Source organism: Moraxella catarrhalis (assembly GCF_001632285.1).
Classification (GTDB): Bacteria; Pseudomonadota; Gammaproteobacteria; order Pseudomonadales; family Moraxellaceae; genus Moraxella; species Moraxella catarrhalis.
On the sequence record NZ_LWAH01000016.1, the window covers coordinates 187731 to 211643 of the forward strand.

The 23913-nt window shown below is 42.3% G+C and carries 16 protein-coding genes and 1 pseudogene; 10 read left to right on the plus strand and 7 right to left on the minus strand.

The window, feature by feature from the left end; translation table 11 throughout:
- The first annotated feature begins 121 nt into the window (after positions 1 to 121).
- The 3 genes from lysS to A4U55_RS07265 all read left to right on the plus strand — a co-directional run bounded on the left by lysS (position 122) and on the right by A4U55_RS07265 (position 5224).
- On the plus strand, positions 122 to 1645 hold the full coding sequence (lysS, locus tag A4U55_RS07255; RefSeq protein ID WP_003659869.1) for a lysine--tRNA ligase: 1524 nt from the start codon (positions 122 to 124) through the stop codon (positions 1643 to 1645).
- Positions 1646 to 1657: 12 nt separating this feature from the next.
- Positions 1658 to 3904 carry a DNA polymerase III subunit gamma/tau gene (gene dnaX / locus A4U55_RS07260; RefSeq protein ID WP_063454176.1) on the plus strand — a complete coding sequence of 749 codons (2247 nt, stop codon included), beginning with the start codon at positions 1658 to 1660 and terminating at the stop codon, positions 3902 to 3904.
- 450 nt (positions 3905 to 4354) lie between these two features.
- Complete coding sequence (locus A4U55_RS07265; protein ID WP_003659866.1) at positions 4355 to 5224, plus strand: LysR family transcriptional regulator; 870 nt, start codon at positions 4355 to 4357, stop codon at positions 5222 to 5224.
- 152 nt (positions 5225 to 5376) lie between these two features.
- Here A4U55_RS07265 and A4U55_RS07270 read toward each other — a convergent pair whose 3' ends face one another.
- Positions 5377 to 6054 carry a LysR substrate-binding domain-containing protein gene (locus tag A4U55_RS07270; protein ID WP_063454254.1) on the minus strand — a complete coding sequence of 226 codons (678 nt, stop codon included), beginning with the start codon at positions 6052 to 6054 and terminating at the stop codon, positions 5377 to 5379.
- A 49-nt stretch (positions 6055 to 6103) separates the two neighbouring features.
- Entirely contained in the window at positions 6104 to 6283 is a 180-nt protein-coding gene (locus A4U55_RS07275; protein WP_226889880.1) for a LysR family transcriptional regulator, read from the minus strand.
- Positions 6284 to 6409: 126 nt separating this feature from the next.
- On the opposite strand from A4U55_RS07275, the pseudogene hppD reads away from it, so the two are divergent.
- From hppD to A4U55_RS07290, 3 genes and pseudogenes are all read left to right on the plus strand, one after another.
- Positions 6410 to 7489: pseudogene (gene hppD, locus A4U55_RS07280) on the plus strand (4-hydroxyphenylpyruvate dioxygenase).
- A 301-nt stretch (positions 7490 to 7790) separates the two neighbouring features.
- Entirely contained in the window at positions 7791 to 9185 is a 1395-nt protein-coding gene (locus A4U55_RS07285) for a Na+/H+ antiporter NhaC family protein (protein ID WP_003659863.1), read from the plus strand.
- Between the two features lie 173 nt (positions 9186 to 9358).
- Positions 9359 to 10519: a D-alanyl-D-alanine carboxypeptidase family protein gene (locus tag A4U55_RS07290; protein ID WP_003658052.1), complete on the plus strand. Its 1161-nt coding sequence runs from the start codon at positions 9359 to 9361 to the stop codon at positions 10517 to 10519.
- 172 nt (positions 10520 to 10691) lie between these two features.
- On the opposite strand, the gene secF is transcribed toward A4U55_RS07290, so the two are convergent.
- The 3 genes from secF to yajC form a co-directional block, all read right to left on the minus strand.
- On the minus strand, positions 10692 to 11828 hold the full coding sequence (gene secF, locus A4U55_RS07295) for a protein translocase subunit SecF (RefSeq protein WP_003658054.1): 1137 nt from the start codon (positions 11826 to 11828) through the stop codon (positions 10692 to 10694).
- A 9-nt stretch (positions 11829 to 11837) separates the two neighbouring features.
- Positions 11838 to 13715, minus strand: coding sequence for a protein translocase subunit SecD (secD, locus tag A4U55_RS07300; protein WP_003658056.1), 1878 nt, complete (start codon positions 13713 to 13715; stop codon positions 11838 to 11840).
- Between the two features lie 119 nt (positions 13716 to 13834).
- Positions 13835 to 14170, minus strand: coding sequence for a preprotein translocase subunit YajC (yajC, locus tag A4U55_RS07305; protein WP_003658058.1), 336 nt, complete (start codon positions 14168 to 14170; stop codon positions 13835 to 13837).
- Positions 14171 to 14443: 273 nt separating this feature from the next.
- Here yajC and A4U55_RS07315 point away from each other — a divergent pair, with 273 nt between their 5' ends.
- The 3 genes from A4U55_RS07315 to A4U55_RS07325 all read left to right on the plus strand — a co-directional run bounded on the left by A4U55_RS07315 (position 14444) and on the right by A4U55_RS07325 (position 19428).
- A complete protein-coding gene (locus A4U55_RS07315) occupies positions 14444 to 15652 on the plus strand; it encodes a CNNM domain-containing protein (RefSeq protein WP_003673873.1) in 1209 nt (402 codons plus the stop codon).
- Between the two features lie 153 nt (positions 15653 to 15805).
- A complete protein-coding gene (locus tag A4U55_RS07320) occupies positions 15806 to 16363 on the plus strand; it encodes a DUF4440 domain-containing protein (protein ID WP_003668293.1) in 558 nt (185 codons plus the stop codon).
- A gap of 194 nt (positions 16364 to 16557) precedes the next feature.
- Entirely contained in the window at positions 16558 to 19428 is a 2871-nt protein-coding gene (locus A4U55_RS07325; protein ID WP_063454177.1) for a LysM peptidoglycan-binding domain-containing protein, read from the plus strand.
- Positions 19429 to 19586: 158 nt separating this feature from the next.
- On the opposite strand, the gene A4U55_RS07330 is transcribed toward A4U55_RS07325, so the two are convergent.
- On the minus strand, positions 19587 to 21419 hold the full coding sequence (locus tag A4U55_RS07330) for a phosphoenolpyruvate carboxykinase (GTP) (protein WP_063454178.1): 1833 nt from the start codon (positions 21417 to 21419) through the stop codon (positions 19587 to 19589).
- A gap of 297 nt (positions 21420 to 21716) precedes the next feature.
- Between A4U55_RS07330 and radA the strand changes: the two genes are divergently transcribed.
- Positions 21717 to 23135: a DNA repair protein RadA gene (gene radA / locus A4U55_RS07335; RefSeq protein ID WP_003658076.1), complete on the plus strand. Its 1419-nt coding sequence runs from the start codon at positions 21717 to 21719 to the stop codon at positions 23133 to 23135.
- 41 nt (positions 23136 to 23176) lie between these two features.
- Here the strand turns inward: radA and A4U55_RS07340 are convergent, their stop codons facing one another.
- Positions 23177 to 23896: a sulfate/molybdate ABC transporter ATP-binding protein gene (locus A4U55_RS07340; RefSeq protein WP_003658078.1), complete on the minus strand. Its 720-nt coding sequence runs from the start codon at positions 23894 to 23896 to the stop codon at positions 23177 to 23179.
- Positions 23897 to 23913 lie beyond the last annotated feature (17 nt).

Sequence of the window (23913 nt, forward strand, 5' to 3'; positions counted from 1 at the left end):
GGTACTAAAAATTTGGCAAAATCTTGATGATTGATTTTGAATAATCTGTTACAATACTTGGTATATTTTTATTGAATTTTTATCAAATTCACACATTAAAAAATTGCATATTGGGTATATTATGAGTTCGCAAAATCAACCACAGCGTAACGAAGCCGCCATTTCGGAAAATGAGCTAATCGCACAGCGTCGTACAAAACTGGACGCCTTACAACAAAAAGCCAAGCAAGCAGGCAAAAGTGCTTATCCTAATACCTTTAAGCCCAAGAACTATTGTGGTGATTTGCAAGCACAGTTTGATGGCGTTGATAAAGCTACCATTGAAAGTGGGGATAAGGTGTATGCTAAGGTTGCAGGTCGTGTGATGCTCAATCGTGGCTCGTTCATTGTGATCCAAGACATGACCGACCGCATTCAGTTATATGTGGATCGTAAAGGCTTACCAAGTGAGACGCTTGAGCTGATTAAGTCATTGGATTTGGGTGATATCGTGGCGGCAAGTGGCTATATTGGGCGTTCAGGCAAGGGAGACTTGTATGTGCATCTTGAAGCATTTGAGTTATTGACCAAATCTTTACGCCCATTGCCTGATAAATTTCATGGCTTGACTGATACAGAAGTCAAATATCGCAAGCGTTATTTGGATTTGATGGTCAATGAAGAGACACGAAACACATTTGCCATCCGTGCCAAAGTAGTGGCGGGTATCCGTGCATTTTTGACCCAAGAACGCTTTATGGAAGTAGAAACACCGATGATGCATGTGATTCCAGGTGGTGCGTCTGCACGCCCTTTTGTGACGCATCATAATGCATTGGATATGCAGCTTTATTTGCGTATTGCACCTGAACTGTATCTTAAGCGATTGGTTGTTGGTGGCTTTGATCGTGTGTTTGAAATTAACCGTAACTTCCGTAATGAAGGGGTTTCAACACGCCACAACCCTGAATTTACGATGATTGAGTTTTATCAAGCTTATGCTGATTATAAGGATTTGATGGCCTTGACTGAGCGTATGCTTGAGACATTGGCGATGGATATTTTGGGATCGACTGATGTATCGTATCAAGGTGAAGTGTTTAGCTTTAAAGGTCCTTTTAAGAAAATTACGATGTTTGATGCCATCTTAGAATACAATTCTGATTTTAGTGCCGATGATATCAATGACCGTGAATTTTTGGCAAAATTTGTCAAAGATGAATTAAAACAGGAGGTTAAACCAAGTTTTGGTCTGGGGAAATTACAAACCATCGTTTTTGAAGAAACGGTAGAGACCAAGTTGCGTCAGCCGACTTTTATCACTGAATATCCTGCCGAAACTTCTCCCTTGGCACGCCGAAATGACACCAATCCACATGTAACTGATCGCTTTGAGATGTTTATTGGTGGTCGTGAGCTTGCCAATGGTTTTAGCGAGCTTAACGATCCAATTGATCAAGCTGAGCGATTCCGTGCCCAGGTGGCTGAAAAAGATGCTGGTGATGATGAAGCCATGCATTATGATGCTGATTTTATTGAGGCACTTGAATATGGCTTACCGCCAACAGCAGGCGAGGGCATTGGCATTGACCGTCTTGTGATGCTGTTTGCTGACGCCGCCAGTATCCGTGATGTGATTTTATTCCCACACATGCGTCACAAATAAGCCTTTTACCCTATGGATAAGCAATATCAGGTCTTAGCCCGAAAATATCGACCCAAAAACTTTTCTGAACTTTTGGGTCAATCACATGTCGCCCAAGCACTGTCAAATGCCATTGATACAGGCAGATTGCACCATGCGTATCTGTTCACTGGAACTCGTGGCGTGGGTAAAACGACCATCGCACGCATTCTTGCTAAGTGCTTAAACTGTGAAACAGGCATGACAAGTCAGCCTTGCGGTGTATGCGATACTTGTATTAGCATTGATCAAGGGCGATTTTTGGATCTGATTGAGATTGATGCAGCTTCTCGTACCAAAGTTGAAGATACCAGAGAGCTGCTTGAAAATGTCCCTTATCCACCTGTACAAGGTCGTTATAAAGTCTATTTGATTGATGAAGTGCATATGCTATCTACGCATTCTTTTAATGCACTGCTGAAGACTTTAGAAGAGCCACCAGACTATGTCAAATTTGTATTTGCAACTACCGACCCCCAAAAACTTCCCATTACGATCATTTCACGCTGCCTGCAATTTGTTCTGCGTCCACTACCGCAGGCTTGTTTGTCTGATCACTTAGCCAAAGTATTAGATGCAGAAAAAATCCCTTTTACAGAAAATGCCTTATGGCAATTGGCAAGTGCGGCAAAGGGTTCGGTGCGTGACGCACTGTCGCTGACCGATCAAGCGATTGCCTTTGGTGGTGGTCAGATTCAAACAGATACGGTCTTATCGATGCTTGGATTGGTAAATCGTACTGATGTGCTTGAGATTATTGAGACAATTTACCACGATGATCGAATGGTAATCAGCCAACTTATCACCAATATGCGTGATAAAATGGTCGATGCTACTGCAATCTTTGACGAACTCATTGACTGCATTCATCAAATGGCACTCATGCAGGTGTTGCCTGATATCCCTTTGGATATGAATGATGAACAAGCACATCAAATTAAACGCTTATCATCTGCCATCAGCTCGGATATCTTGCAACTGTATTATGAAATTTTAATCAAAAGCCGAGACGGCATTCGCTTGGCAAGTACGCCAATGCAGGCTTTAGAGATGGGTATCTTAAGGTTGTTGGCATTTCGACCGCTGGCAGAAGGACAGGTGACTGTTTTAAATGATACGCCAGCAAAGCAGCCAGATGGTGCTGACAACCCAAATAACATGCCTGATGATATCGTTGACGGTCTAAAAGATCAAGCCTGTGCTGCTGGTGAAATTAATGCGTTATCTACCGATAGCCGTTTTGATAGCGACAAGCAAGATGATTTGAATGATTTGGCATCACAGATAGGCACTGAGTTAATCTTAGATCAATTAGACAATGACAATGTAAATACAAAAGATGGTCAAGATACTAACCAATTTGCTCATACCGATCAAGCACAATCTACCAATATAGCCGTCAATTTGACCGTATCTGAGGAAAATTTTTGGGTAAAACAGCCCCAGTCTGATCCACCTGAGCAGTTGCAAACTGATGAAGATTTGCCAAGTGATCATGATACACTCACCCAAATGGCCACCGAACCATCACTTGCGGTTATGTCGGATAGTAGTGATACCGATGAGCTTACAGCTGATTTTACTGAAGATTTGCAGTCAGTCCCAGCAGTTACAGTAGCGGCATTGGCTAAGGTTGATAGTAATAAAAAAGCACCACATCAAGCAGATCTGACAGCTCATCAGCCAGCTTCACACAATTTGGATCAACAGCCCATCAGTCATTTTGACCATATTAATCCGTCAAAGCCTTTGGCACACCTGCCCAGTCAACCGATGACCAAAGCCCAAATGCTTGAGCAGCTAAAGCCCACACCAATTGAGCTTGAGGGGGGCTGGACAAGTGAAAAATGGGACTATTGGGTACATTTGGCGCGTGAAGCAGGGCATTTTGCACCTGATGAACTTGCTTTGATGAGCACGAGTGTGATGGCAGGTGATATCGCTGGCGAAAGCCGTTTATTGGTTGCCGAGATTAACTCTCAAGTTCAATCCAGTTTTGAGAATTTGCATGCCAAATTTTTAGAATATTACCCACAAATTAAACTGTCTTTAGAGCCTGTGCTGGTGGATTGTGCGTTAGAAGTGCCAAAATCTCGCTTATCTGATCGTCATCGTCAAGTGCAGATGCAGGCTCAACATCAGCTGGTTGATAGCCCAGTTTTTCAAACACTTTGGCAAGGTGGTTTTATCATCGATGATGGCACTTCAGTGCTCAATCAATCTAAGTTACTTATTGACTAAAATTTTGGTGAATAAAGCACATTTTTCCATACCTGATGATGGCATATATCCCAAAAACTTAAAAATATTAAGCAAATATTGCCCAATCATTGGGTTGTTAAAGTTACGCAAAAGCTGTTAAGGTTATGCAAAAAATATTACAATGAGATACATTTTTTCTGAACAATCTCTTGCTAACAAATTAAAATTCCTTTATAGTTGGTAACCATAATTTTTGAGAGTCTTATTAAATTATCTTTAATTTAAAGGATTTGGCATTGTATGTCCAACACCAAGCAAATCATAACTTAATAATGACTTTTTGACGATAAAATTATGCTAAAAATGACTGATTAGTCATTATTTTAATAACATAATATTAAAATTTATTAAAATTCTATTATGATTTGCTTTTTATTAAATTCAAATCATTTAAATTAATTAAATAAAACTAAATAATTTGAGGTAAATATGTTGGATAATTTACGAGGTATGGCGGTTTTTTCAAGCGTCGTTCGTCACGGTTCATTTAGTGGTGCAGCCAAAGAGCTTGGCATTACAACGAGTGCTGTAAGTCAGCAAATTCGCTCTTTGGAAAATGATTTGGGCGTCTCTTTGCTACATCGCTCAACCCGTAAGCTAAGTCTAACCGAAGCTGGCGAAAGTCTGTATTCATCAGCCACTCAAATGGTAAAAGCAGCCGAACAAGGGCGTGACAGTGTTATTCAGCTAAAAGATGAGCTTTCAGGCAGTCTGCGTATTGCGACCACCCCAGAGCTTGCTAAGGCTTATTTACTGCCTGCCTTATCTGATTGGTTGGTTGAGCATGATAATTTATCATTGAATATCATCTCACGAGACAATTTGGATATGATTGAAGATCGTGTTGATGTGGCTTTATTATTGAGTGAACAAGCTCAAGGCATCGCCCTAAAGACTGTCGAGCAAATGCTGATTGCTTCACCAGAATATATCAAAAATCACGGCGATGTAGAAAATGTTAAGGCATTGGCAACGCATACGATGATTATTTGTGGCGAAAAACCAAGCGAAAGCATCGAGTTTAAAGATGCAAACGGTAAGCAGTCTGTACGAGTAAGCTCAAGAATCATCACCAATAATCATGCCATCGCATTAAACTTGGCTGCCGAGGGCTATGGTATTGCCAAGACCAATGCTGTTGATGCTAAGGCGTTGCTTGAGTCAGGTAAAGTTGTTAAGATCCTACCAAATCACAGTTTGCCCATACTGACTTTGAGCGCTGTCACCATCTCAAAAGAACAAACAACGGTCAAGGCACAAAAGTGCATTGAAGTACTTGAAGCGCACTTTAAGAATTAATTTAATTAAGTTTTTAAACCCTGCATTATGCAGGGTTTTTTATGGATGAAATATGATAAAAAGGATAAAATAAATATCATGTTTCCACCCATTTTAAATATTTTGACACGGCCAAACTTAATAGAATGCGTTTAATAAGTATCAGCAGATTTTTAAATATGCAGCAGCCAATCTTTGGCGGCTTTGACCAAAAAGTTTTCAAAGCTTTTCATCGCTGGCGTTTGGCTACGCTGGCGGTGCTTGTACAGTAAAAATTCATACCCAATCTGTGGCTCATGAATCGGAATCATGACCAAACCTTGCTCGTCTACCCAAGTTTTGGCATAGCCAAGTGTCATGGTAATCCCCAAGCCTTCTTTAACCATGCCCAAAGCCGTTGATAAAAAGTTAACTTGGTAATCACTGCGAAATAGGCGTGTGCAGATATCCAAAGTCAACTTTTCACGAATATGATCGGCAAACGGTGCTTGCACGGTAATCAAATCACCTTCGCTCAAATCTTGCCATGTCAAAACCTTTGAATCTGCCAGGGGGTGATCTGCACGCACCACCAACCCAAAAGACGACCGAAACAGTTTGGTTTGTATCAGATCATTACTATGCAAAAGATCAGGTCCAAGCCCAATATCCGCATCTAGCATTTGCACATGGCTTGCCACCTCTTCAATTGGGCAATCAATTAAAGTGACTTGAATATCAGGATACGCTTCTTTAAACAAGCGAATTAGCCTCGGTATCGAGAATGCTGACAGTTGCTGAGGTGCTGCAATACGCACTTTACCTTGATGAAAGTCTTGTAAATCATTGACCTCATGACGCATAAGTTGCATATCGTTAAGCACCTTATTGGCATGGGGCAAAACCGTTCACCAGATTCAGTCAAATGAATTTGCCGTGTTGTACGGTCAAACAATCGAGTATCCAGCTGTTTTTTTCCATCTCTTTAATCAAGCCGCTCAGCGATGATTGTGTCAAATGCAATTCGGTTGCAGCTTTACTAAAACTGTGATGTCGTGCGATGCTGGCAAATGCTCTAAGCTGGCGAAAAGTAATATTCATAGGAGTATCCAATAAGTATAATAAAAATTCCATTTGTACGCTGTATTGACTTATTTTATGATAAGTATCAGCATATTAGCAAGCATCATTTATCAAAAATATCACCAGCCAAACACGGAGTATTTTATGGCAGATTTATTTGAAAACCCAATGGGATTGTGCGGTTTTGAATTTGTGGAATTTGCAAGTCCAACCCCAAATTTACTTGAGCCATTATTTGAAAAAATGGGTTTTAGCCTGGTTGCCAAACATCGCTCAAAAGATGTCTTATTATATCGCCAAGGGGGAATTAATTTTATGGTCAATCGTGAGCCAAATTCAGAAGCAATGTATTTTGCTCAAGAACATGGACCATCTGCGTGCGGTATGGCGTTTCGTGTGCGTGATGCACAGTATGCTTATCATCGAGCCATTGAGCTGGGTGCTAAGCCTGTTGAGATACCAACTTCGGTGATGGAGCTTCGCTTGCCTGCCATTCGTGGTATTGGTGGTGCACCACTGTATTTAATTGACCGATTTGATGAAGGCAAATCAATTTATGACATTGATTTTGAGTTCATTGATGGGGTTGATATTAATCCTGTGGGTTATGGTTTTAAGGTCATTGACCATTTAACGCATAATGTTTATCTTGGACGCATGGATTATTGGGCAGGGTTTTATGAAAAACTGTTTAACTTCTAAGAAATACGCTATTTTGATATTAAAGGTTAATATACAGGGCTGACAAGTCGTGCTATGACAGCACCCGATGGGCTGATTCGCATTCCTTTAAATGAAGAATCTAAACAAGGTGGCGGTCAGATTGAAGAATATTTGATGGCATTTGGCGGTGAGGGCATTCAGCATATTGCACTATTAACTGATAATTTGACCGATGCGATTGATCAGTTAAAAGCAGCAGGCGTACCTTTGATGACAGCACCCAATGATACTTATTATGAGATGCTAGATGAACGCTTACCCAATTATGGTGAGCATGTCGATTCTCTGAAAACTCAAGGTATCTTACTTGATGGGACAACACAAAACAGCCACCCAAGATTATTGTTACAAATTTTTTCAGAAACAGCACTTGGGCCCGTATTTTTTGAGTTTATTCAGCGTAAAGGGGATTATCGAGAAGGATTTGGTGAAGGTAATTTTAAAGCATTATTTGAATCACTTGAACGAGACCAAATTCGCCGTGGTGCTTTAAAAATTTAACGAAATGAATGGGTGTACCGACCTATAAAAAATCTTGTCTTTATTTTTTAAATGTCTTAAAAATAGGATATGATACATGGTTGGCATATCCTATTTTATCATTTGAAGCAGAGGTATAAGTTTAATACAAAAAGATCAACTGATTATCGCTTGTATCATTTTTTGATTTGATGATACTTGACCATGATTGTTATTTTTAAATACAAGTGATGGTAACAAAGTTTTTAAAATGATACCATTGATGGAACAAGCATAGATATGGGTATTTTATACTGTATTGTGTGATTTTTAGGGATTATTTATGAATTCAGATACATTATTAACCATGCGACCCATCAAAGCGGTTGCTATTGCAGGTGTTCTGGTTGCACTACTTGGTCTGACGATGATTGCTTGGAGCTGGGTACCGCATTTGTCTTTATTGGTTGTGATTGCAGCACTGTTATTTTTTGGTTTATTAAATAAACTCAAATTTGAGCAAATGCAAGCATGCATGATTGGCAGTGTGGGATCGGCAATGGGTGCGATTTATTTATTTTCTTTCATCGGTCTTTTGGTTTCTGCTTTGATGATGTCAGGGGCAATCCCAACATTGATTTATTATGGATTTGAGATATTATCAGCCAAGGTATTTTATCTGTCGGCATTTATTTTATCATCGGTTGTGGGCATCGCCTTAGGCAGTGGATTTACCACTTGTGCAACCGTGGGCGTTGCATTTTTGGGTATGGCAACCGCTTTTGGAGCAAATCCTGCCATTGTGGCTGGTGCTGTCATCTCTGGTGCGTTATTTGGTGATAAGATGTCACCTTTATCAGATACAACGAGTATCGCCGCCTCACTTGTTGGCGTTGATTTATTCGACCACATTAAAAATATGATGTATACTACCGTGCCTGCTTGGGTCATCACGGCCATAATTTTTTGGTATTTATCAGCCACCAATACCATCAGCGACCTTGCAGGCATTGCCATACTCAAAGAGCAACTTTTTAGCAGTGGCTTAGTGCATGGTTTTTCATTAATACCTTTTGCTGTTCTTGTCATTTTGGCCATTTTACGAGTCAATGCTATCTATACCATTATTGCAACCATCATAACAGCACTGATGATTACCTACACACATTCAAGCCCAAGTTTGACCGATTTGGGTGGATGGTTTTTTGCTGGATATACGCCAGCAGAAGAGCTGGCATTGGGTGATGTGGCAAAAATGGTATCACGGGGCGGCTTACAAAGTATGTTTTTTAGTCAACTGTTGGTTATTTTGGCATTGTCTTTGGGTGGGCTTTTGCAAGGATTGGGTATCTTGCCAGCATTATTAGATGGCATGCGTCATTTATTAACCCATGCCAGTCGTGGCGTGGCAGCCGCAGCATTTACCTCACTTGGCATTAATGTTTTGGTGGGTGAACAATATCTGAGTTTATTATTATCAGGCAATGCCTTTTTACCAGAATATCAGCGATTGGGTTTGCATCCAATTAATCTATCACGCACCATTGAAGATGCAGGCACGGTGATTAATCCTTTAGTGCCATGGGGTGTCTATGGTGGGTTTTTGGCTGGGACTTTTGGGATGCCAGTGATTGAGTATGTGCCGTATGCGTTTTTTTGTTATTGGTGCTTTTTATTGACACTGTTTTTTGGGATAACAGGATTGACCATTACACGCTTATCACCCAAGTTGACATAGTGCCAATAGGGCGTTTGTATGCTTGATAAGTCTTACTCTTGAGAGCTTAAAATGTGTGATATGTTGATAAAATGGCTATGATTGGTGTATCAGATGAATGAAAATTGTTACACAAGAAAAACTTTCATCATTTTTATGATAAAATACAAAGTATCTGAAAAAGGGGATAATTCATGAAATTCATCAAGCAAAATAGCCATCATTTGGCAATGTTACTTGCGATGACCACTGGTGCTCATCAAGCACACGCATTTTCGGTTGATAACAGTCAGCAGCGTATAACAGTACAGCCCACTTATGTGCAACCTGCTCAGGTAATCACCTCTCAATCTGTGTATGTTGAACCGACAGCCCAAGTAACCACAACGACAAATGTGAGCGTGCAGGCAGTACCACAAGCACCCCAAGAGCATGTGGTGTCACAAGAAGGCTATGCACAAACCCAACTGAATATTCAACCACAAGTCATCTCAAGCACCAAAACCCAAACAACCGCTTACACCACCACCTTAAACGCCCAAACAGCCATCTTAAATGACCAAAACAGCTATACAAATAGTTTTTATGCGTTGCCCATCAGTACACGATCGGCAGCGGTTTTGGTCTATGATTTACAAGATGGCAAGCTCATTTATGGTAAGAATGCAGATGTTCAACGCTCAATAGCTTCTATCAGTAAAGTCATGACCGCCATGGTCATTTTGGATGCTGAGCTTGATATGCGTGAAGAAATTACTTTGATTGCCTCTGACTTGATTGGTGCAAAACAAGCAAGCACACGCCTAAAAGCTGGTGACCGCATGACACGATCTGAGTTTACTTTGATGATGCTCATGCGTTCTGAAAACCCTGCTGCCAAAGCATTGGCACGCACTTACCCCGGTGGATATGATGCTTTTATTGCTGCAATGAACCAAAAGGCGTATGATTTGGGCATGTATCAAACGAAATTTAGTGATTCTTCAGGTTTAGATCCACGCAATATGTCATCAGCCAATGATTTATTAATCATGATGAAAGCGGTCAATAGTAGTCCACGCTATCACAGTATCCGTAATTTTTCCACAGCACCACATTATGATTTTTATATCGCCAATTATGGCAGTGGCGACCGTATCTATAAAGGCAATAATACCAATCGCCTAGTACGAGAAGGTGCTTACCCAATTGGTGTCCAAAAAACAGGCTATATTCGTGAAGCTGGTTATAGTGTTGTGATGGAAACTAACATTAACAATCGCCCAGCCATTGTTGTTTTATTGGGTGCATCAAACAGTGCAAACCGATGGAGCGATGCTGAAACCATTTTAACTGAATTGGCTTATCGCCAGTAACTTTGATTGGCTAATCATTTGGCTGAATAGCAAAAGCCACCCAAAACTGTTATTTGGGTGGCTTTTGGTTTTTTTTGAACTGCCCCAAAAGTTAGACGCTAACCTTTGGGCATTTTTTTATGATTAAATTTTATGGCTACCTTTGATTGTGATACAGGCAAGTATTGGCAAGTTAATCTTTGCTATTTTGAAGATTGGGGTCAGCAAAAACGACCACTTCTTCTTCAAATTCAGGTTTGACTTTAACCACAAAGTCCTCTCTTGATAGGCCCATCATCAGCGGAATAGAGCTTGCAACATAAATGGAAGAATATGTACCAGCAATCAGACCGATAAATAACGCCACAGAGAACCAATACAGACCATCACCACCTAAGAACAGCATGGCAACAACCACAACAAACACCGTACCGACAGTCATAATGGTTCGTCTTAAGGTTTCTGTCAGTGATAAATCAAGCACCTGACGGGGTGTTAAACCACGCACTCGGCGAAAATTCTCACGAATACGATCATAAACAACGATTGTATCATTCACCGAATAGCCAATCAAAGCCAATACAGCTGCCAAAACCGTCAAGTCAAATGGCCAGCCCATGATGGCAAAAATACCAACAACGATAATCACATCATGAAATAAAGCAAGTACGGCACCCAAAGCCAGCTTGAACTGGAATCGTGTTGCAACATAAATGAGCATCATACCAAGTGCAACAGACATCGCAAGCAGTGAATTTAGGTAAATTTCATTGCCCAGTTGGCTGCCGATAATGCTAATGCTATCAATGGTTGATGGATTATTTGGAAAATTAAGAATCTGATCCAAAGAAGCACTTAGATTTTCAGCTGAGCCATCTTGGGGCGGTAAGCGTACCAAAAGCTCTTGGCGAGTTCCTAGGTATTGGACAACCGCATCATTAAAGCCATTGTCAGCCAATGCTTTAATGACTTGTGCTTGCTCAACAGGCTGTTCATAAGCGACATTGGCTGACACACCACCTGTAAAATCCAAACCAAAGTTTAAACCCTTGACAATGATTGCTATCAGCCCTATGAGTATAGACAATACCGAAAATACTATCATGGGCTTTTCAAGCTTCATAAAAGGAATGATACGCTGATTAGCGATGAGTTTGACACCACCGGCTTTTTCGGCAGCTTCATCACCAGCGTCGGCAATCAATGATTGATCGGCAAGAGCATCTTGATTTGTGGCAGCATTGGCACCTTTACCATCACGACGCGGCACACGGCGACGGCGTGGTGGCTGTGCTGCATTTGGGTCGATAGGGTTATTTTCATTATTCATTTTTAACTCCTAACCGATGCTAAGTTTGGTTAAGTTTTTGCGATGACCATACCAAATTTGAATCATGGCACGAGTGACTAAAATCGCAGTAAACAAAGAACTGATAATACCAATTGCAAGCGTGATTGCAAAACCTTTGATTGGTCCTGTTCCGATGGCAAATAAGATAAATGCAATTAATAGCGTGGTGATATTGGCATCAAAAATTGAGCTAAATGCACGATCAAAACCTGCCACAATGGCGGATTTTGCACGAGTACCATTGGCAAGCTCTTCACGAATACGCTCAAAAATTAGCACATTGGCATCAACCGCCATACCAATGGTCAACACAATCCCAGCAATACCAGGTAGGGTGAGCGATGATCCTAAAATGGACATAATGGCAACCATGATAATGACATTAAAGGCTAAAGCAATATTTGCAATCACACCAAATGCACGATAAAACACAATCATCCATAAAAATACCAACAGATAGCCAACCTGTGTAGAGAATAATCCTTTATCGATATTATCTTGACCCAAAGATGGGCCAATGGTTCGCTCTTCAACAAAGTACATCGGTGCCGCTAACGCGCCTGAGCGTAACAGTAACGCAAGCTCGCCTGCTTCTGCATCTGAATCTAAGCCTGTGATCACAAATGAAGAACCAAGTACCGCCTGAATGGTAGCACGGTTAATAATGCGTGACTCGGTATAAGGTGTACGCACCTCAACAAGCTCGCCAGTTGATGAATCTTCTTGGAAGCTGACCTTTTGCTTATTTTCAATAAATAGCACGGCCATCTGCTTGCCCACAGCAGTGCGTGTGGCATTTTGCATGAGTCTGCCGCCTGCTGTATCTAGGGTAATATTTACCTGTGGGCGTCCATTCTCATCCAAACCCGACTGTGCCCCTTGAACACGCTCGCCTGTGATGATGGTTTGGCGTTCAAGCAACATGGGCTGACCGTCCAAAGAACCAAATGCAAAAGCTTCGGTACCTGCAGGTGGAATACCGCCTGCATAATTCATATCGTGTTCGCTCACCATGCGAAACTCAAGATTGGCGGTACGACCCAAAACCCGTTTGGCTTCTGCGGTGTCTTGTACACCAGGCAGTTCAACGACGATGCGGTTGGTGCCTTGAGATTGTACCAATGCTTCAGCCACGCCAAGCTCATTGATACGATTTCTTAGTGTGGTTAAGTTTTGACCAACAGCATATTCATTAATCTCTTGAATTTTGGCATCAGTATAAGTCAGCTCAAGTGCCGCACCTTCAGTATCAGCAAAGGGGCGTAATGCAAAGTCTGCACCCACTTGATTTTGTAGGATAGATTGAGCACGTCCACGATCATCTGTATTTATAAAGGTAAGCACCATGCCATTATCAGTGATACGCAGGCTTTGAACAGGGATTTGCTCACCACGCAGTGTACGGCGTACATCTTGACTGGCAGTTGCAAGACGCTGTTCAAGTGCTTTTGCCATATCAACTTCTAACACAAATCTCACACCACCACGCAAATCTAAGCCCAATTTCATGGGAGCTGCACCCAAATTACGCAGCCATTCAGGGGTGGTTTGTGCCAAATTGAGTGCGACTACATACTGTTCGCCCAAGTCTCGGCGCAGCACTTCTTGTGCCTTAAGCTGATCTTCAGCATTTGATAAACGAAGTAATGCGCTGTTATTTTCAAAGCGACCATTATGGTGATTTAATCCTGCCTGTGTCAGCAGACCTTCAGCTTGTGTTAGCACATCTTGAGTTAATTGTGTGCCTGCACTCGCGCCTGTAATTTGCACAGCAGGCTCATCAGGGTATAGGTTGGGTAATGCGTAGATGCCAGAGATAAATAGCACCACAACAATTAATATATATTTCCAAGCAGGGTAGTGCATAGGGTATTCTTATTAATTAGATAGAGCAAGATAATGGGTCAACCCCATCACGCTGCGAAAAAGACCGACCCAAGCAACTTGATTGATTTATCCAAATCATTGCTTGGGCTTAGGATGGATTAGATATTGTCAATGGTGCCTGTAGGCAGTACCATGACTACGCTTGCACGCTGAATCTTAACCTCTGTTGAATGATTCAATGTGATGACAGCATAATCACCCTCAACCTTTTTAATACGGCCAATCAAACCACCAGCAAAGACAACTTCATTACCAACAGTCAAGCCATCAACCATGGCTTTGTGTTGCTTGTTGCGTTTAGATTGTGGACGAATGATTAAAAAATAAAAAATTGCAAAAAAAGCAACAGGAATGAGCAAATTCATCAATAATGACTGCTGACCTGCAGGCGCACCTGTAGACGCATGTGCGGCGGTAATGGCCAAGTCTAACATCAATAACTCCTAAATATCAAAAGACGGTTAATCGTTTTGGTCATGATCCAAAACCACCGCTCATTTAAAAATATAAACTTTACTTGATGAATTCATCCAACCAAATCACACAAGTAAAAGTCAAAATAACGCATATCATAGCATATTTTTATAGGTCTGGTATGGATTTTTAGTGTTGTTGCTGTTGCTTAATAAAATTCGCTTAAAACAATACTTGCACATCGCTTAATTTTCACTTAATATGGGCGATAATTTTTACAACATTACAGTGTTATGCCCCGACCGAGAACCCAAAATCTGGCAAATTTGTCTTTTGTTTCTATCGCTATTTTTACTGTATCAGTAGCGGCTATATTTATCCCCTCAACGGCATTTGCTGCGTTTGAGCTTGGTGGCACACCGACCAATCTTGCGTTATTGATTTTTTTTATTTGTTTATCTTTAGTCGTGTCATTTTTATGCTCTATTTCTGAAGCGACATTGTTAACCATGACACCTTCTTATATTGACACGCTTGAAGAAGATAATCCCAAAGGAGCGGCACTGCTTAAGAGTGTGAAAGTTGACCACATCGAAAAATCAATTTCAGCAATTTTAACACTCAATACTGTTGCCCATACATTAGGTTCGCTTGGTGCAGGCGCGCAAGCAGTGATCGTTTTTGGTAATGCATGGTTTGGGGTATTTAGCGGTGTGATGACTTTGATTATTTTGATTGGCACAGAAATTATCCCAAAAACCATCGGAACGGTATATTGGCGACGATTTGCTATGCCTGTGGCGTATTATGTGCGTACAATCAATGTGGCATTATTACCCATTATTTGGGTGACTGAAAAAATTTCACGCATGTTGACTCGTGGCAATCAAGAAATTGGTTTTAATCGCCATGAGTTTTTGGCACTTGCCAATCAAGGGGAAAGCTTGGGGCAGATGAGCGAGATGGAAACTCGTATTATCAAAAACTCTTTGGCATTGGGCATGATTAATGTAGAAGACATTTTGACGCCTCGTTCGGTCGTTAGTGCGTTTGATGAAAATATGACGGTAGGCGATGTCTTTGCCAGCTATCCCAAACTACCTTTTTCTCGTTTTCCAATCTTTGATGAAGATTTGGATAATGCCACAGGGTTTATATTAAAATCCGATTTACTGATCGCTAAGGCAAATCAAGAAATTCATACACCCATCAAGCAATTTCGGCGTGATATCAACTTTGTATTTGCCAAAATGAAACTATTTGATTTGTTGGATTTGATGTTAAAAGAGCAAGTTCACATCGCTTTAGCGGTAGGAGAATTTGGTGAGGTTAAAGGATTGGTGAGCTTAGAAGATGTGCTAGAAACCTTGCTTGGTCTTGAGATTGTTGATGAATTTGACCGTGTTGATGATATGCAGATTTTAGCACGCCAACTCATGGATAAACGCATGGCACGCTTGGGGGCAAAACTAGAAGAAGATGCACCGTTTGATGAAAAGTAGGCTGGCTCTAATAAATAACTTCTAAATGAAACAAAATATAACAATTTGCCATCATACTTTAAGCTTACTGTGTTATTTTGGCTTAAGATTACTCCGTCATACATCATGGCGTATTCATTCATTGATAAGTATATTGAGTATAAGGGTTGGTTTATGAAATACAGCACCCGTTCTGTTTTAAGAAAAGCCGTTGCCGCAAGTATGCTGACGGCAGTGATTCGGTCGGCCATTCAATTGACAGGCAAGTCTTTTGGTAAAGGTGCTAGTATTGGCTTATTTATTGGTATGATTGGCGTACAAAGCTTAATCACTACCAATGCTTATGCAATCAGTGAACAAGATGTCAGCCGATACGCTTCAAGTATGAGTAGCGCCGCCAACGCTCAAAATATTGCCCAAATTTCAAGATTGATTGATGATGATGCCATCATTTCATTGTCTCGGGGTGGCAAAACGACCAGCTTGGATAAAGAAGGCTACTTGCAACTGCTTCAAAAAAGCTGGGCCACATCCAGCGATTATCGCTATCGTATTAATGTGGCAGATGTGGTAGTAACAGGCAATCAGGCTAGAGCTCAGATTGTAACTACCGAGACTTGGACTCAAGATGGTAAGCCTGTGACAATTAAGACCGCTTCTCGAGCCACTTTTTCGCAGGTTGGTAATAATGCCGTATTATTAAGATCAGTGTCACAAGTCACCGTTGATTAAGGCAAGTTTATCAACCAATTTGAATGAACCACCGTTTTTAGGTCAATTCGGTGGTTTTTATTGCCCATTGGCCATCCAAATGGTTGCCAAATTTGTCAAAATAAGGCATTATTATCGTTCAAAAATCAAGTTGGGTTATTTTGCCAATCCTCCATGATAACAATCACTGAGTTAGGCCACCAAAGGACATAACAATGAAAAAACACACCAAATCTTCGATCTCAACACAAATTTTAAAGCCGCTCAGTCTTGCCATTTCATCTTGTATTTTGGTTGCTTGTAGTAGCACAGGCACACCTGCTAAACCTGTTAGCCAAACCCCAAAACCCATACCTCAAGCTAAGCCCAGTCAGCAGATTAATATCTCGTCAGGTAATACTAATTTGGGTAATACTAAGACTGGTGCAGATGTAGATGTTTTGGATGTTCAGATGCTTGATGCATTAGAAGCGTTATTACAAGCGACTGATATGAGCATGGTGGAGGGTGATGAACTGGCGATTCAACGCTATGGTAATTTATGGGATCGGGTTCGCCGTGGTTATCGCATTAATGAGATGACCAATGCACGCATTGAAGCTCAAAAATCATGGTTTTATACTCGCCAAACCTATTTAGATCGCTTGACTGCGCGTGCTTCTCGCTACCTACATCATACGGTCGCCGAAGCTGAACGCCGTGGCATTCCCTCTGAATTGGCACTTTTGCCAATCATTGAAAGCTCATATGACCCAACAGCGACCAGTAATGCCGCCGCCGCTGGTCTTTGGCAATTTATTCCTAGCACAGGTCGAATTTATGGCTTGAACCAAAGTGCCACATATGATGGTCGCCGTGATGTCATTGAATCAACGCGTGCCGCTTATGACTTTTTAACAAGTTTGTATAACCAATTTGGTTCTTGGGAGCTGGCTTTGGCGGCTTATAATGCAGGGCCTGGGCGAGTTTCGCGCGCCATCAAAGCCAACCAAGATCAAGGATTGCCAACAGATTATTGGTCGCTTAAGCTACCGACTGAAACCATGAACTATGTACCAAGATTCTTAGCAGTCGCTCAAATTGTGAGGTCGCCAAATACTTATGGCATCAATTTACCCGCCATCGCTAACCACAGTCATTTTAGAACAGTGCCAGTGAATTATGGTGTCAGCCTATCTGAGGTTGCCACAGTGACAGGTTTGTCAGTCAGCGAGCTTCGTTTATTAAATCCTGCACTGTTAAATTTTACCGTGGATGAGATTGGTCCAAATCGTATCGTCATTCCTGACAGTTTGCCGAACCAAATCGATAATCAGCTGGCTTCTTTAAAAGGCTATGGATTTGGTGGCGATTATATCGCAACAGCACCTGCCCAGAGCATCACCTATGTGGTACCTAAGTCTGGTGCTACAGCCAACACCAGCTCTCAACAAGAATTAATCGCAGCCAATACACTACCAACCACCATCGCACAAGTTACACCAAATAATACCATTGTGCAAGAACCAGCTTTATCAAAATCTGAGATAAATTTGATTGCAGCAGAAATTCAAAAAACCAGTCCTGAAGTGCCTGCAATTAGCCCTCAAGATGGCAATATTCAGCTAAATGCGGTACAAACTGGTCAGTCGGTTTTGGATGCTCGTGGTGAGACTAAAATGTTGAGTTTTGCAGATGGGCCAAAAACTCAAGCTGTAGCACAGCAGCCCACTCAGCCTGTGCAAGTAGCTGTAACACCGCCTGCTCAGCCTGTACAAATAACAGTGGTCAGTCCTACTCCTGAACCAATCTCTCAGCCCAAGCCTCAGCTTCCACCTGTCACAGCTTCGATACCAGTCGTCTCATCGCCACCTGTCTTAGTCCCACCGCCACCAAGTCGGCCTCGTCCTGAACCTGCATCAAGACCCAAGCCAAAACCTGAAAGCTACACCGTGCGTGCTGGTGATAGCCTAACATCGGTTGCGGCTACTCATGGATTAACGGTCGGTCAGCTTGCCAGTTATAATAATTTGGCGAATGATGCACATATCTTGATTGGTCAAAGGCTATGGCTTGTCGCTGGTAAAGTCAAACGCCAACCAGTATCAGCACAAACACCATCTCGCCAAAGCACATCAACCGCCAATACCAATTCAGCAACCCATAAAGTATCTGCTGGCGAAAGCTTAACTGCCATCGCTCGCAAATACAACATCAGTTTACACGCCTTAGCCAAAGAAAATGGCTTAAGTGTCACAGATGGTGTCTTAATTGGTCAAACACTCAAATTGCCCAGCGATGCCAAAACAGCCAATACCACAATGGCTAATACATCCAGCTCGCCATCAGTGAATAAACCTGAAAGCTACACCGTGCGTGCTGGTGATAGCCTAACATCGGTTGCGGCTACTCATGGATTAACGGTCGGTCAGCTTGCCAGTTATAATAATTTGGCGAATGATGCACATATCTTGATTGGTCAAAGGCTATGGCTTGTCGCTGGTAAAGTCAAACGCCAACCAGTATCAGCCCAACAGACATCACAAGCCACCCAGTCTACTAAAAATAATCAAAGCACCGCCACACATCGCGTTCAATCAGGTGAAAGCTTAACTGCTATCGCTCGCAGATATAACATCAGTTTACACACCTTAGCCAAAGAAAATGGCTTAAGTGTCACAGATGGTGTCTTAATTGGTCAAACACTCAAATTGCCCAGCGATGCCAAGGCTGAAAGTAGCACACCATCTCGTTTGGGAAATACCAAAAATAATTCGACACGCACGCCTGCCAATACAAATATTGGTATCACTGAAAATTATACCGTCAGATCTGGTGACAGCCTAACCATGCTCTCCAATCGTTTTGGCGTAGCAATCGGTGATTTGGCGACAGCAAATGGTTTGGCTTCTAATGCCAATTTGCGTATTGGTCAAACTTTAAAAGTCCCCAAGCTAACGACGACATACACCGTCAAAGCAGGCGATGGGCTTATCGCTTTGGCACGACGCTATGGTATTAGTACCCAAGAGCTTGCCAAAATGAATAACTTAGAACCTACTGCCGATTTGCGTATTGGGCAGGTTTTGACTGTTCCAAATAAATAATTTATACAAGGTCTTAAAACAACAAGCAACCAACTTTTTTAAAGCTGGTTGCTTGTTGTTTAATCAGCTTGTTATTCACGGTTTTATCATTTAGCATATAAAAAAAGCGGAAAACTGATTTTCCGCTTTTTTTATATGGAAATTGCCACTGATGGCATTTATGCCTGCTCAATGTCAGCTTTAAGTTTGACATTATGTGCTTTGAGTGCTGTTGGCATACGCTCACCCAGCTTGTCAAAAAGTTCAGCATGGCTCTCAAGCTCTTTGATCCAAGCATCTTTGTCTTGACTGGTGACAAGCTCATATTGTGCTTTGGTAAAATCAGACTGATCCCAATTGATATCATCATAGGTTGGCACTAAGCCAATCGGAGTGCGGACAGCGTTAGCAGTACCTTCACAGCGTTCGATGATCCATTGCAGAACACGCATGTTCTGACCAAAACCAGGCCATACAAAGTCACCATTTGTATCACGGCGGAACCAGTTGACTTTGAACATTTTTGGCAACTGGTTGCCTGCCGCCTTGGCTTTTTTGCCAAGATTTTCACCCATTTGTAGCCAATGGTTGAAGTAGTCTGCCATGTTATAGCCAGTAAATGGTAACATTGCAAATGGATCACGGCGTACAACACCTTGTTGACCTGTAGCGGCGGCGGTGGTTTCAGAACCCATGGTTGCCGCTTTATAAACACCATCTACCCAATCAAATGCTTCTGATACCAAAGGCACAGTATCTGCACGACGACCGCCAAAGATAAAGGCAGAAATTGGTACACCTTCGGGGTTTTCCCATTGTGGATCGATGGACGGGCATTGTTTTGCAGAAACGGTAAAGCGTGCATTGGCATGAGCGGCACGCTCTGCACCTGTGTGTGGCTCACGCTTCCAGTTGGTCAAATTTGCTGGCGTTTCTTTGGTTTTACCTTCCCACCAAACTTCACCATCATCGGTGACAGCGACATTGGTGTAGATAACATCAGAACCCAAAGTACTCATGCAGTTTGAGTTGGTTTTGGTGTTGGTACCTGGTGCGACACCAAAAAAGCCCGCTTCTGGGTTGATGGCATAAAGCTTACCATCTTCAGATGGCTTAATCCATGCAATATCATCGCCAACCGTTTCTACTTTCCAGCCTTCATAGCCTGCTGGTGGAATAAGCATGGCAAAGTTTGTTTTGCCGCATGCCGATGGGAATGCCGCTGCGATATAATGTTTTTTGCCTTGTGGGTTGGTTACACCTAAGATGAGCATATGTTCAGCCAACCAACCTTGTTCACGCCCCATGGCAGAAGCGATGCGTAATGCTAGACATTTTTTACCAAGCAAAGCGTTACCGCCATAGCCTGATCCATACGACCAAATTTCACGAGTTTCGGGGAAATGTACGATATATTTATCATCATTGCATGGCCATGCCACATCTTTTTGCCCTTCAGTCAATGGCGAGCCTACAGTATGTACACATGGCACATACTCGCCATCAGCCCCAAGCACATCATAAACCTCTTTGCCCATGCGTGCCATCTTTCGCATACTGACGACAACATAGGGACTGTCTGTAATTTCGATGCCAATATGGGCAATATGACTACCTAAAGGACCCATACTAAAAGGTACGACATACATGGTACGGCCTGCCATGCAACCATCAAACAAATCGTTAAGTTTGGTACGCATTTGGCTTGGCTCGACCCAATTATTGGTCGCACCTGCATCGATTTCTTCTTTTGAGCAAATATAAGTACGATCTTCGACACGTGCAACATCTGTCGGATCTGAGAATGCCAGATACGAATTTGGGTGCTTGTCTTCATTTAATTTGATCATGGTGCCGTTTTTGATCATCAGATCGATTAGGCGCTGGTTTTCTTCTTCAGAGCCGTCGCACCATTCGATGGCAGCAGGTTTGGTCAAAGCGGCAATTTCAGCCACCCAATGAATCAAGGCTTGGTGACGAACAAAATCTGGAGCAGTTATCTTTGCAGTCATGTTGAGATCTCATTTTATGAAAATTGGCGTTCCACTGTTTTTTGTATAGGCAGGCTTATAAAGCACCAAAATTGTAACAAAATAATGCAGTGATGCTGTGAAAAGCAGTATTAAACCATAAAATATACAGAAAGATAAGTACTATAATTAAATTAAATAGATATATTTTTAAAATTGATGTTTAATGATAAGATATTATAAAGTGTGTTTGGCTGTATTAGAGGTTAATTTAGCAAGCATACCAAAAAAATGCTACAATTTGATTAAATCATTTGAATCAATGGATTAGGATAAGTTATGGCTAAAGCTAAATCAAGCTACATTTGCCAAAATTGTGGGGCGATTTATGGAAAATGGGCAGGGCAATGTACAGACTGCGGTGAGTGGAATACTCTTGTTGAGGCACCTAACACCAGTTTGCCACATCATCATAAATCAAAAACTACCACAGCACCCAGAAAAACCGCTAACTATGCTGGAGCGGTGAGTGCTGTGATGACATTGGACCATGTTGGCGTTACGCTAGAAACACGCATGCCAACGGGAATTGGTGAATTTGACCGAGTGCTTGGCGGTGGACTTGTGGCAGGCTCGGTGGTGTTAATTGGGGGCGACCCTGGTATTGGCAAATCCACAATCTTACTACAAACTGCCATTAACATGGCAGCAGGTGATTCACTATCGGGTTCTGCTTTATATATCACAGGCGAGGAAAGTCTGTCGCAGGTTGCCATGCGTGCAGTGCGACTTGGACTACCAACCGATCGCCTGCGTGTCTTAGCCGAAACTAATGTTGATACCATTTGTGCAGCACTCACCACCGAACAGCCTGCCATTGCTGTCATTGATTCAATTCAAACACTCTTTACCGAAGCCATACAGTCCGCCCCCGGAGGGGTTGCCCAAATCCGTGAATCCGCCGCCGTCTTAACCCGTTATGCCAAACAGACAGGCACGGCACTGTTTTTGGTGGGACATGTTACCAAAGAAGGAGCATTGGCAGGGCCTCGTGTGCTAGAACACATGGTGGATACGGTGCTGTATTTTGAGGGTGAATCAGACAGTCGTTTTAGAATGATTCGTGCCATCAAAAACCGTTTTGGGGCGGTCAATGAGTTGGGAATTTTTGGCATGACGGATACAGGATTAAAGGAGGTTGCCAACCCCTCCGCCATTTTTCTAAGCCGCTATGATAAGCCCATTGCAGGGTCGGTGGTGATGGTCAGCCGTGAAGGTACACGCCCCCTACTTGTGGAGGTGCAAGCCTTGGTGGATGACTCTCAGGGTCAACCCAGACGCATGGCACTTGGGCTTGATTATCAGCGTCTGTCCATGCTCCTTGCGGTTATGCACCGTCATGGTGGCATTCACACCAGTGGTATGGATGTGTATGTCAATGTTGTAGGCGGTGTTAAAGTTATGGAAACTGGTTCAGATTTGGCGGTGCTGATTGCTTGTGCATCTAGCATCAAAGAAAAACCACTGCCTGTCAGACTGTGTGTATTTGGTGAGGTGGGATTGTCTGGCGAGATTCGCCCTGTGCCAAATGGTCAAGAACGCCTAAAAGAGGCAATGAAGCATGGTTTTACCCATGCCATCGTCCCTAGAGCCAATGCACCTGCAGCCAATCATCCACAATTTAAAAATATTCAAATCATTGCGGTTGATAGGCTTGATGAAGCGATTTATCAAGCTTTTGAGATTAATGCAGGTTAAACACCATATGCCTATTGAATTTTGGACCGATGGCTCATCGCTTATAAGCCCAAAAAATCCACCACAAAATCACTGCTTGGCTGGGCAAATAACTTGCTTGGTGTGCCAATTTGCTCAATTTGCCCATGATTCATAATGACAATTTTATCAGATATGGCTTGAGCTTCTTCTTGGTCATGCGTAACCAAGATGCTGGTGATACCAATTTCACGCTGAATGTCTTTGAGCGAATCACGCAGCGATTTACGCACTTTGGCATCAAGCGCGCCAAAAGGCTCATCAAGTAGCAGCAGCTTAGGCTCGGTTGCCAGTGCACGTGCCAAAGCAACACGCTGACGCTGGCCACCTGATAGCTCATGCGGATAGCGGGTTTTGGTGTGGCTAAGTTGCACCAAATCAAGCAGCTCATCCACACGCCGATCGATTGTATTGGCAGAAGGGCGTGTATTGCGAGGCAACAGCGTCAAGCCAAAAGCAATGTTTTGTGCAACCGTTTGATGTCGAAATAACGCATATTGCTGAAACACAAAACCGATACCACGGTGTTGCACTGGTATATCAGTTACATCGATACTGTCAAAATATATCCGCCCGTTGTCTGCATTTTCAAGACCTGCAATGATGCGTAGCAAAGTTGTCTTGCCACAGCCTGATGGACCTAATAAAGTTGTCAGCTCACCTGTTGAAATATCAATGCTGATTTCACCTAAGGCAACAAAATCCCCGAAAGTTTTATGGATGTTTTGGATTTTAATACTCATGTTTAATACTCATAGAA

Coding starts and splice junctions, on each gene's coding strand:
- lysS (WP_003659869.1), top strand. CDS start 122: ATGAGTTCGCAAAATCAACCACAGCGTAACGAAGCCGCCATTTCGGAA.
- dnaX (WP_063454176.1), top strand. CDS start 1,658: ATGGATAAGCAATATCAGGTCTTAGCCCGAAAATATCGACCCAAAAAC.
- A4U55_RS07265 (WP_003659866.1), top strand. CDS start 4,355: ATGTTGGATAATTTACGAGGTATGGCGGTTTTTTCAAGCGTCGTTCGT.
- A4U55_RS07270 (WP_063454254.1), bottom strand. CDS start 6,054: ATGCAACTTATGCGTCATGAGGTCAATGATTTACAAGACTTTCATCAA.
- A4U55_RS07275 (WP_226889880.1), bottom strand. CDS start 6,283: ATGAATATTACTTTTCGCCAGCTTAGAGCATTTGCCAGCATCGCACGA.
- A4U55_RS07285 (WP_003659863.1), top strand. CDS start 7,791: ATGAATTCAGATACATTATTAACCATGCGACCCATCAAAGCGGTTGCT.
- A4U55_RS07290 (WP_003658052.1), top strand. CDS start 9,359: ATGAAATTCATCAAGCAAAATAGCCATCATTTGGCAATGTTACTTGCG.
- secF (WP_003658054.1), bottom strand. CDS start 11,828: ATGAATAATGAAAATAACCCTATCGACCCAAATGCAGCACAGCCACCA.
- secD (WP_003658056.1), bottom strand. CDS start 13,715: ATGCACTACCCTGCTTGGAAATATATATTAATTGTTGTGGTGCTATTT.
- yajC (WP_003658058.1), bottom strand. CDS start 14,170: ATGTTAGACTTGGCCATTACCGCCGCACATGCGTCTACAGGTGCGCCT.
- A4U55_RS07315 (WP_003673873.1), top strand. CDS start 14,444: ATGCCCCGACCGAGAACCCAAAATCTGGCAAATTTGTCTTTTGTTTCT.
- A4U55_RS07320 (WP_003668293.1), top strand. CDS start 15,806: ATGAAATACAGCACCCGTTCTGTTTTAAGAAAAGCCGTTGCCGCAAGT.
- A4U55_RS07325 (WP_063454177.1), top strand. CDS start 16,558: ATGAAAAAACACACCAAATCTTCGATCTCAACACAAATTTTAAAGCCG.
- A4U55_RS07330 (WP_063454178.1), bottom strand. CDS start 21,419: ATGACTGCAAAGATAACTGCTCCAGATTTTGTTCGTCACCAAGCCTTG.
- radA (WP_003658076.1), top strand. CDS start 21,717: ATGGCTAAAGCTAAATCAAGCTACATTTGCCAAAATTGTGGGGCGATT.
- A4U55_RS07340 (WP_003658078.1), bottom strand. CDS start 23,896: ATGAGTATTAAAATCCAAAACATCCATAAAACTTTCGGGGATTTTGTT.